Annotated in this window: 10 protein-coding genes; 3 read left to right on the top strand and 7 right to left on the bottom strand. The window is 64.6% G+C overall.

Annotated elements, in window-relative coordinates:
- Window positions 1-117: 117 nt before the first annotated feature.
- The gene (locus VF673_RS12075) at window positions 118-1365 is read left to right on the top strand and encodes a dicarboxylate/amino acid:cation symporter (RefSeq protein ID WP_440292128.1); all 1248 of its coding nucleotides are present in this window, start codon (window positions 118-120) and stop codon (window positions 1363-1365) included.
- Window positions 1366-1498: 133 nt separating this feature from the next.
- Here VF673_RS12075 and VF673_RS12070 read toward each other — a convergent pair whose 3' ends face one another.
- From VF673_RS12070 to VF673_RS12050, 5 genes are all read right to left on the bottom strand, one after another.
- Window positions 1499-2878: an amino acid permease gene (locus VF673_RS12070; protein WP_440292127.1), complete on the bottom strand. Its 1380-nt coding sequence runs from the start codon at window positions 2876-2878 to the stop codon at window positions 1499-1501.
- A 115-nt stretch (window positions 2879-2993) separates the two neighbouring features.
- A complete protein-coding gene (gene phnE, locus VF673_RS12065; protein WP_090541045.1) occupies window positions 2994-3764 on the bottom strand; it encodes a phosphonate ABC transporter, permease protein PhnE in 771 nt (256 codons plus the stop codon).
- Window positions 3761-4588 carry a PhnE/PtxC family ABC transporter permease gene (locus VF673_RS12060; protein ID WP_440292126.1) on the bottom strand — a complete coding sequence of 276 codons (828 nt, stop codon included), beginning with the start codon at window positions 4586-4588 and terminating at the stop codon, window positions 3761-3763. The genes phnE and VF673_RS12060 overlap by 4 nt, the downstream gene beginning before the upstream one ends.
- Window positions 4582-5379: an ATP-binding cassette domain-containing protein gene (locus VF673_RS12055; RefSeq protein WP_273124108.1), complete on the bottom strand. Its 798-nt coding sequence runs from the start codon at window positions 5377-5379 to the stop codon at window positions 4582-4584. The genes VF673_RS12060 and VF673_RS12055 overlap by 7 nt, the downstream gene beginning before the upstream one ends.
- The gene (locus tag VF673_RS12050) at window positions 5376-6227 is read right to left on the bottom strand and encodes a putative selenate ABC transporter substrate-binding protein (RefSeq protein WP_440292125.1); all 852 of its coding nucleotides are present in this window, start codon (window positions 6225-6227) and stop codon (window positions 5376-5378) included. Before VF673_RS12050 ends, VF673_RS12055 begins: the two co-directional genes overlap by 4 nt.
- 160 nt (window positions 6228-6387) lie before the next feature.
- On the opposite strand from VF673_RS12050, the gene selD reads away from it, so the two are divergent.
- Both selD and mnmH read left to right on the top strand, forming a co-directional pair.
- Window positions 6388-7422 carry a selenide, water dikinase SelD gene (gene selD / locus VF673_RS12045; protein WP_090541030.1) on the top strand — a complete coding sequence of 345 codons (1035 nt, stop codon included), beginning with the start codon at window positions 6388-6390 and terminating at the stop codon, window positions 7420-7422.
- Entirely contained in the window at window positions 7422-8522 is a 1101-nt protein-coding gene (gene mnmH / locus VF673_RS12040; protein WP_440292124.1) for a tRNA 2-selenouridine(34) synthase MnmH, read from the top strand. The genes selD and mnmH overlap by 1 nt, the downstream gene beginning before the upstream one ends.
- Before the next feature lie 146 nt (window positions 8523-8668).
- Here the strand turns inward: mnmH and VF673_RS12035 are convergent, their stop codons facing one another.
- Window positions 8669-9157 carry an Abi family protein gene (locus VF673_RS12035; protein WP_440292132.1) on the bottom strand — a complete coding sequence of 163 codons (489 nt, stop codon included), beginning with the start codon at window positions 9155-9157 and terminating at the stop codon, window positions 8669-8671.
- Entirely contained in the window at window positions 9121-9456 is a 336-nt protein-coding gene (locus tag VF673_RS12030) for a hypothetical protein (protein ID WP_440292123.1), read from the bottom strand. The genes VF673_RS12035 and VF673_RS12030 overlap by 37 nt, the downstream gene beginning before the upstream one ends.
- Window positions 9457-9681: the final 225 nt, after the last annotated feature.

Raw genomic sequence — 9681 nt, 5'->3', positions numbered from 1 at the left:
AGTGGCCAGCGCGTTACGTCAATGCTGACCCACCCGGGGTGTAGCGCACCTGCGCTACGCCTGCCGACCACGGCTACCTGAGGTATGCTTGCGCACTGGTTATCAAGGAGAAGCGCCGTGCCCAGTCTCAACCGCCTGATCTTCATTGCCGCTGCCATCGGTGTTCTCGTCGGCTGGCTGATCGGCCTGCTTCCCGAGGATGCCGGCCTGCGTGGCGGGGTGCTCTATGCCAGTACGCTGACGGGTGCGGTCTTTGTCGGCCTGTTGAAGATGGTGCTCATCCCGCTGATCTTCACTTCCATCGTGGTGGGTGTGGCCAGTCTGCAGGCCCACCATCAGGTCCACCGGGTCTGGATCACCACTCTGCTGTTCTTTGCCTTTACCACCGCCGCCGCAATGCTGGTCGCGTTGGTGGCGGCCAACCTGTTCAGGCCCGGAGCAGGCATGTCGCTGGCCATGTTCGCCGATGCCATGCAGGATTTCGAAGCCCGGCAGATGACCATGCCGGAGTTCTTCCGCCACTTCCTTACCGGACTGTTCAAGAATCCCTTCGAGGCCTTCACCAACGGTGACATCCTGTCGGTGCTGGTTTTTGCGATCTTTGTCGGCGTGGCGCTGGTGGCCGGCGGGCAGCGCTACCAGACCATACTGCAAATGATGCAGGAGCTGCTCGACATGCTGCTGCGCATCATCAGCTGGATCATGTGGCTGGCGCCGCTGGGCATCATGGCTCTGCTGACTCGCCTGGTGGCGGAGCAGGACGTGACGCTGCTGATGAGCATGCTCGGCTTCATTGTGCTGGTGTTCGGTACCACCCTGTTTCACGGCGCAGTGGTGCTACCGGGCATCCTCTACGCGGTGACCCGGCGCTCGCCGCTGTGGTTCTTTCGTGGCTCCCGTGAGGCGCTGATTACTGCCTTTGCCACCAGCTCCAGCTCGGCGACCATTCCGGTCTCCCTGCGCTGCGCCGAACGGAACCTGGGCGTACCGCGACGCATCGCGGGGTTCGTGATCCCCATGGGCGCTACGGTGAACATGGACGGCACTGCCCTTTATGAAGCGGCCGCCGCGCTCTTCGTGGCCAACCTGATCGGCATCGAGCTGAATCTGGTCCAGCAACTGGTGGTTTTCATGACCGCCATGATTGCCTCTTCCGGCGCCCCCGGTATTCCCAGCGCGGGCATGGTGACCATGGTCATGGTGCTGCAGGCGGTGGGGCTGCCGGCCGAGGCCATCGCCATACTGCTGCCCATCGACCGGCTGCTGGATACCGTGCGCACGGCAGTGAACGTGGAAGGCGACATCATCGGCAGTCTGGTAGTGCAGAAGCTGGCCGACGACGGCGCCGAGTACCAGGGAGCTTGAGCCCGCTCGTCCGCGGTGGCTCAGGCGGCTCCGTCCATCGAGCTGGTGCTCGACGTTCCCGGGGAGCTGGCGCGGCTGACGGAGTGCGGTGAACCCGCCCGGGAGGGACGAGCACCAGCTCGTCCTCGGTAGTTCAGGCCGCGCGGCGTTTGAGCAGATAGCAGATGCCTATCACCATCACCCACACCGGCAGGGCAAAGACCGACAGCCGCGTGCTGCTGTCCAGCAGCAGGACCACCAGGATGAAGCCGACAAAGGCCAGACACAGCCAGTTGCCCAAGGGCGACCAGAGCGCGCGGAAGGTCGGGGTCACGCCCTGCTGCTGCATGCTGCGACGGAACATCAGGTGCGACAGGGAGATCATCGCCCAGTTCAGTACCAGCGCCGCCACCACCAGCGACATCAGGATGATGAGTGCACCCTCGGGCAGTACATAGTTCAGCGCCACGCACAGCAGGGTGATCAGCCCCGATATCAGAATACCCATCACCGGCACGCCGCGGCGGTTGAGGCGCAGGAACAGGCGCGGGGCGTCACCCTGTTCAGCCAGACCATAGAGCATCCGGCTGTTGCAGTAGACGCCGCTGTTGTACACCGACAGCGCTGCGGTCAGCACCACGAAATTGAGCACATGGGCTGCGGTATCGCTACCGATCAGCGAGAAGATCTGCACGAAGGGGCTGCGGGCGTAGGCATCGTCGCCCGAGGTGAGGGTCTGCACCAGGCTGTCCCAGGGGTACAGCGATAGCAGCACGCCGAGCGCCAGGATATAGAACAGCAGGATGCGGTACACCACCTGGTTGATGGCCTTGGGAATGGACTTGCGCGGGTTCTCCGCCTCGGCCGCGGTAATGCCCACCAGCTCCAGACCGCCGAAGGAGAACATGAGCACAGCCATCACCGCCACCAGTCCGCCGATGCCGTTGGGAAAAAAGCCGCCGTGGGTCCACAGGTTGCTGACGCTGGCCTGTTCGCCGCCGGCGCCGGAGACCAGCAGATACAGCCCCAGCAGTATCATGCCGACAATGGCGCCGACCTTGACGATGGCAAACCAGAATTCCGCCTCGCCGAAGGCCTTCACGTGGGTCAGGTTGATCAGGTTGATCAGCACGAAGAAGGCCAGCGCCGTGGCCCAGGTGGGAATCTCCGGGTACCAGTACTGCACGTACTTGCCCACCGCCGTCAGTTCGGCCATGCCGACCAGGATATAGAGCACCCAGTAGTTCCAGCCCGACAGGAAGCCGGCAAAGGGTCCCCAGTAGCGGTGGGCGAAATGACTGAAGGAGCCGGCCACCGGCTCCTCGACGATCATCTCGCCGAGCTGGCGCATGATCAGGAAGGCGATGAACCCGGCGATGGCGTAACCCAGCAGCATCGATGGGCCGGCGCTGCTCATGACGCCCGCCGAGCCGAGGAACAGGCCGGTACCTATGGCGCCGCCCAGGGCGATCAACTGGATGTGGCGGTTGGACAGGCCGCGTTTGAGCTGGCCTTGTTCAGCGGGTGCAGTCATGGGAAGGGATCCGTAGCGGCCGGTTCTGGCCAAAAAACGGCCAATTGTACATGGATCGGCCCGCTTCCGCAGGCCGCCAGTCAGCTAATGGCCCGATCTTTCCCCCGTCCCCGCCTCAGGCGCCGCGCACCCACTGCTGGCGGCTCCAGCCACTGAGGGCATCCACGGCCAGCACCAGCAGCAACATGGCGATGATCACGGTGCTGGCCTGGGCCTCCTGGAACAGGCTCAGGCTGATATACAGCATCTGGCCCAGACCGCCGGCACCGACAAAGCCCAGCACGCTGGCCATGCGGATGTTGTTCTCCCAGCGGTACAGGGTATAGGCCAGCAGTTGCGGCCAGAGGTTGGGCAGGGTGCCGTAGAAAAAGGCCGTGATCTGCCCGCCACCCTGCAGGCGGATGGCCTCGGCCGGGGCGGTGGGGGTGTTCTCCAGGGCTTCGGCAAACAGCCGCCCGAGCACTCCGGCGGTATGCAGGGCCAGCGCCAGGGTGCCGGCGTTGGGGCCCAGTCCGGCGGCCAGTACCATCAGCGCCGCCCATACCAGCTCGGGTATGGCCCGCAGGGCATTGAGCACCAGCCGCACCAGGGCCCGGGCCGGCCAGCCGAAACGGCCGGCGGCGGGCAGCGCCAATGCCAGGCCGAGCAGGGCGGCCAGCAGGGTGCCCAGGGCGGACATGGCCAAGGTCTCCAGCGCACCGCGACCCACCGCCAGCAGCTGTGTCTGGCTCAGATCCGGCTGCAGGAAGCGCGCGGCGTAGGCACCCATCTGGCGCAGGTTGTCGGCCTGACCGAGGAACAGCAGGTCCAGACCCAGATAGACAAAGGAGGCCACCACGGCGACCAGCGTGGCCAGCAGCAACAGCAGGTTGACCGTCCGCCTCATGCCAGCCTCCCGCGCAGCACCCGGCTCAGGCCGTCGGCCAGCAGTACCAGCAGCAGGAAGGTCAGCAGCATGCTGGCAACCTCGTCACCGGCGAACATGCGCAGGGACAGGTCGATCTGCTGGCCCAGGCCACCGGCTCCGACAAAGCCCATGACCACCGAGGCGCGGATGGCGCATTCCCAGCGGTACACCGTGTAGGAGGTCAGCTCGGCGGCGGCGTTGGGCAGTATGCCGTAGCAGAAGGCGCTCAGACGCCCGGCGCCGGCCTGCAGCAGGGCATGCATCGGCCGGCGGTCCACCGACTCGAAGATCTCCGCATAGACCTTGCCGAGCATGCCGGCATAGGTGATGGCAATCGCCAGTACGCCGGCGGTGGGGCCCAGGCCCACGGCGCGGACAAACAGCAGGGCCCAGACGATTTCCGGGACGCTGCGCAGGAAAATCAGCAGCGCGCGCACCGGCCAGCGCAGCGCCTGGCCCAGCACGCCGGGGCGACCGCTCCGGGAGGCAGCGGACAGGGACAGGGCCCGGCTGGCCAGCAGCCCGGTGGGAATCGCCACCACCAGCGCCAGGGCCATGCCGGCGGTAGCGATCGCCAGGGTCTGCAAGGTGGCATCAAGCAGCAGTCGCAGGAAATCGGGGGCGTGCGCCGGTGGCCAGAAAGCGGCGACGAAGCGGCCCATCTCGCTCTGGCTGTCGGCAGCCAGCAGCACGCCCAGATCCAGCTCGGCGAGCTGGATGCCCGGCCACAGCAGGGCCAGGGCCACAGCGGTCAGCAGCAGCCGCGGCAGGGCGGCGGGATCTCGGCTGTCGCGGGTCAGCATCGGGGTATCTGCAGCTCCATGCTGGCCGTGGGCAGGGGCGGGGATACCAGCTGCTCATTGGCATAGAGGGCATCCAGCAGCTCGGGGTCGACCTCGCCCGCGGGCCGGTCGAAGGCGATCTGCCCGGCGCGCACGCCGATGATCCGGGGAAAGTGCGCCAGTGCCAGTTCCACCGCATGCAGGCTGGCGACCAGAGTCACGCCCCGGCTTTCGGCATGGCGGCAGAGTACGCGCAGGGTATGGTCGGCCAGCACCGGGTCCATGGCCGAGACCGGCTCATCCGCCAGCAGCAGGCTCGGGTCCTGATAGAGGGCGCGGGCAATGCCCACCCGCTGCAGCTGCCCACCCGACAGCTGCTGGCACTGGGCGAACAGGCGGTCAGCCAGATCCAGTTGGGCAAGTACCGCCCGGGCGCCGGGAATGTCCAGCGGATGCAGCAGATTGACCATGCTGCGGCCCAGACCCCACTGACCGAGCCGCCCAGCCAGTACCGCGGTGACTACCCTCTGGCGCGGTGGCAGGGGTGGCGCCTGATGGATCAGGCCGATACGTGAGCGCAGGCGTTGCCGTGCCCGGGACGACAGCCGCCAGGGATCCTCCTCCAGCAACTGCAGATCGCCGCTGGTCGGGCGCAGTGCGCTGGCCATGATCCCCAACAGGCTGGACTTGCCGGCCCCGGATGGTCCTATGATGGCGACCCGTTCGCCTGCGGCGATATGCAGGTCCACCCCCCGCAGGGCGTAGACCCCATTACCGTGCTGCAGACCGGCGCCGGACAGGCGCAGGCTCATTTCAGCAGGTCAGCGGCGCGGGCAGCCTCTTCGATGCCCTTGTAGTTGGCCGGCTCGGTCTCGATGAAGCGGCTGGCCGCCTGCAGGTCGAGGATTTCCTTGTGTGCCGGGTTGGCCGGATCCAGAGCGAGGAAGGCCTGCTTGATCTTCTCTGCCAGAGCCGGATCCAGGGTGCCGCGCACTGTCCAGTTGTAATCGTAGTAGGTGGGGGTGGTGGCAAATACCCGTACCTTGCTGGTATCCACCTTGTCGTTGGCGACCAGTTTGTCCCAGACGCTGGCATTGAGCACGCCGGCGTCCACCCGGCCGGCCTGAACCCAGGCAGCGGTGGCGTCATGGGCGCCGGAGTAGCCGATGCGGCTGAAGAAACTCTCCGGCTGGATGCCGTCCTGCAGCATGAAGTAGCGCGGCATCAGACTGCCGGAGGTCGAGGAGATCGAGCCGAAGGCGAAGGTCTTGCCCTTGAGGTCGGACAGCGCGTTCACCTCTGGGTTGGCGGTGATGAACTTGCTGGTGAACTCGGCGTCCTGCTCGCGCTGGACCAGCGGAACGGCATTGCCGGTCTTCAGGTAAACCTGAACGAAGGTGAAGCCGCCGAGCCAAGCCATGTCCAGCCGGTCGGTGGCCAGCGCCTCGACCACCGCCGGGTAGTCGGCCACAGGTACGAATTCCACCTTCATGCCCAGTTCCTGTTCCAGGTAGGCGCCCAGCGGCTGGAACTTGCGCAGCAGTTCGGTCGGTGCTTCGTCGGGGATGGCGCTGACCCTGAGGACATCGGCCGCCTGGCTGGCCAGGGCGGTCAGCGACAGGACCAGGGCGCTGGTCAGTGCGAGGGTACGTTTGAGCATGGAAAGTTCTCCGGTTCAATGGCGGAAAAAATTCAGTAGTGGGTGGCCGGACGACCGCCGCTGCTGATTGGTGAAAGAGCGCGGCAATTATACGGAGGGTGAGGGCAAAGCGCAGCTTTGCTAATATCTGCGGCCTGACTTTTTTCTGCCGAGAGTGCCGATGAGCGAGCCGATCCGCCTGACCCAGTACAGCCATGGAGCCGGCTGTGGCTGTAAGATTTCCCCCAGGGTACTGGAAACCATCCTCGCCGGCAGTGGGGCGCAGAACCTCGATCCGCGGCTGTGGGTAGGCAACGCCTCCCGCGACGATGCGGCGGTTTATGCCCTGGATGAAGAACGGGGCGTGGTATCCACTACCGACTTCTTCATGCCGATTGTCGACGACCCCTTCGACTTCGGCCGCATTGCCGCCACCAATGCCATCAGTGACATCTACGCCATGGGCGGCGATCCGCTGATGGCCATCGCCATCCTCGGCTGGCCGGTCAACGTGCTGCCGCCGGAAGTGGCCCGGGAGGTCATGCGCGGCGGCAGGGCGGTCTGCGACGCCGCCGGCATTCCCCTGGCCGGCGGTCACTCCATCGACGCCCCCGAGCCCATCTTCGGACTGGCGGTGACCGGCGTGGTGGAAAAACAGTATCTCAAGCGCAACGACACCGGCACCGCCGGATGCCGGCTGTATCTGACCAAGCCCTTGGGCATCGGCATCCTCACCACCGCCGAGAAGAAGGCGAAACTGCGCGAGCAGGATGCGGGCCTGGCCCGGGACTGGATGTGCACCCTGAACCGACCCGGTTCACGCTTCGGCAAGCTGACCGGCGTTCGCGCCATGACCGATGTCACCGGTTTCGGCCTGCTCGGCCACCTGGTGGAGATGGCCGAGGGTGCGCAGCTGACGGCGCAGCTGGACTTTGCCGCCGTGCCGCGCCTGCCCGGTGTGGATTACTACCTGGCCGAAGGCTGCATCCCCGGTGGCACCCTGCGCAACTTCGACAGCTACGGCGACCGGGTCGCGCCCATCTCCGACGAGCAGCGCAACCTGCTGTGTGACCCGCAGACCAGTGGCGGGCTGCTGGTGGCGGTGGCGCCGGAGGGCGAGCAGGAATTTCTCGCGGTGGCCACTGAGCTGGGCCTGCAGCTGGCGCCCATCGGCCGACTGGTCGAGCGTCGCGACCACGCCGTCGAGGTACTTTGATGCGCCCGGATACCCAGGACTATCACCAGCTGTTTCTCGATGACGTGCCCATGATGGACATGCGCGCGCCGGTGGAATTTGCCCGGGGCGCCTTTCCCACTGCGGTGAGTCTGCCCCTGATGACCGACATCGAACGGCAGAAGGTCGGCACCTGCTACAAGAACCGGGGCCAGCAGGCGGCCATCGAGCTGGGGCACCAGCTGGTCTCCGGTGCGACCAGGGAGCAGCGGGTCGAGGCTTGGGCCGCCTTTGCCAGGGCCAATCCCCAGGGTTATCTGTACTGCTTCCGCGGCGGGTTGCGCTCGCAGATAGTGCAGCAGTGGCTGAAGCAGGAAGCGGGCATCGAGTACCCCCGGGTAGTGGGTGGCTACAAGGCCATGCGGACCTTCCTGATCGAGACCACGGACAGGGCCGTGGTCGAATGCGATTTCGTCATCGTCGGTGGCATGACAGGCACCGGCAAGACCGAGGTGATTGCCGCACTGGACAACAGTATCGATCTGGAAGGCCATGCCAACCATCGTGGCTCCAGCTTCGGCAAGCGGGCCACCGGCCAGCCCGGGCAGATCGACTTCGAGAACCGCCTGGCCATCGACCTGCTCAAACGGCGTGCCCGCGGCCAGAGCCAGTTCGTGCTGGAGGACGAGAGCCGGCTGATCGGTGCCTGTTCCCTGCCGCTGTCTCTGACCCAGGGCATGCAGCGCTTTCCCATCGTCTGGCTGGAAGACAGCTTCGACAACCGGGTCCAGCGCATCCTGCGCGACTACGTGATCGACCTGGCCGCTGAGTTCGACAGCGTGCACGGCGCCGAGCAGGGCTTCGCGCTGTTTTCCCAGCGGCTGCTGCAGAGTCTGGACAATATCCGCAAGCGGCTGGGTGGCGAACGCCACGCACGGCTGCGGCTGCTGATGGAGCAGGCGCTGGAAGAGCAGGCCCGCAGCGGCGAGGTGGAACTGCACCGCGGATGGATTGAGGGGCTGCTGGGCGAATACTACGACCCCATGTACGTCTATCAGCGCGAGAGCAAGGCCGAGCGTGTGGAGTTTGCCGGGGACGCCGGGGCGATCCAGGCCTACCTGGCCGAGCGCAGCGGGCGCTGAGCAGCTGGACGAGCATCGGTTGGATTAATACGCCAGATGGCGGTTGACGCAATGGCGTAGCTGCCTATAATTGTCTGCAACACGGCCCCTGTCGGTTGATGCGCCCCGGCGCTGAGATTGCTCAGGGGTTTTTCATTGCCTGCGATTTACCAGTCTCTCGTCTTCCAGTCATCGTCCACGCCCATCCGGTCCAGCCCAAGATTCAGGTGTGCCAGCCCCGGAAATTCTCCTTCCAGCAACGCTTTCAGTCGTTTTCCCCAGCTCGATGATGGATTGATGATCTTCATCAGGTGCTGCGTCATGCAGAGCAGCATGAACGGCCGAGCTTGCCGCTGAGGGTCGTTATGAAACGGTGCCAGTGAGGGTACTTGAGTAACTGGTGGTAGTTTCGGCTGATCCACGATGTTGCGATTCCAGAGGCGGCTATGGTGTGCGCATACGTTGCGCAGATAATTCAGGCTGCGCAGCCAGCTGGCGAAGATGCGGCCATTACTGATGTTGTATTGTGACGAAATAGCATCCTGGTCTGCTTCGGACATACCATCGTATAGCGTGGACAGCGTGCCGAAATCCCATACTTCACAAACGACCCAGACGGCTAACGGGAGACCGTACTTTTCCTTGTTATGACGAATGAAGTCTTCCTTGGCCGTTTTCCCGTGTGTGGATCAAGCGGGCAACACAACTCCGTCCGTTCGCGGAAGGCAAACCAGTAACCGCTAAGACGGTAGTAACCAATGCGCTCCAGATAATCTAATGCTTTGTCCCTGTCCGTGACGGTCATACCGCGAGCGATCAACTGGTCGAGCTGTTCCTGGTAGCTTTTCCAAGGCTTCGGATAAGTTTGCGTCATCTGCACTCCCTGCGCCATAAAGTTTGTTTTCCCGCCACCAAACTGGATACCCGAAATGCCGCAGGTGCTGCCTTTAGCCATTCTGCTTCGCTATAGGGTAACTTGCTGTCGTTCTCGATAGTCACTCTCGATCGGCATTAATGTACCTTGTTTCGCTCAGGAAGGGGGGGCGAGGGGCCATCACTTTGGCCCTCCTTCTTGGCGCATGTGCATCACTTGCTCAATCAGCCGCGACCTACGCAGTCGAGCAGCCGTGCCAGTTATTGGGGGCCAAGTCGAGCCACCGCTTAGGACGGAGGCTTTCTA

The sequence above is a fragment of the Halopseudomonas sp. Lyrl_26 genome, from assembly GCF_051948695.1.
GTDB lineage: Bacteria > Pseudomonadota > Gammaproteobacteria > Pseudomonadales > Pseudomonadaceae > Halopseudomonas > Halopseudomonas formosensis.
Note: the sequence above shows the minus strand (reverse complement) of the source record. Positions and strands in the feature narration are given on the sequence as shown.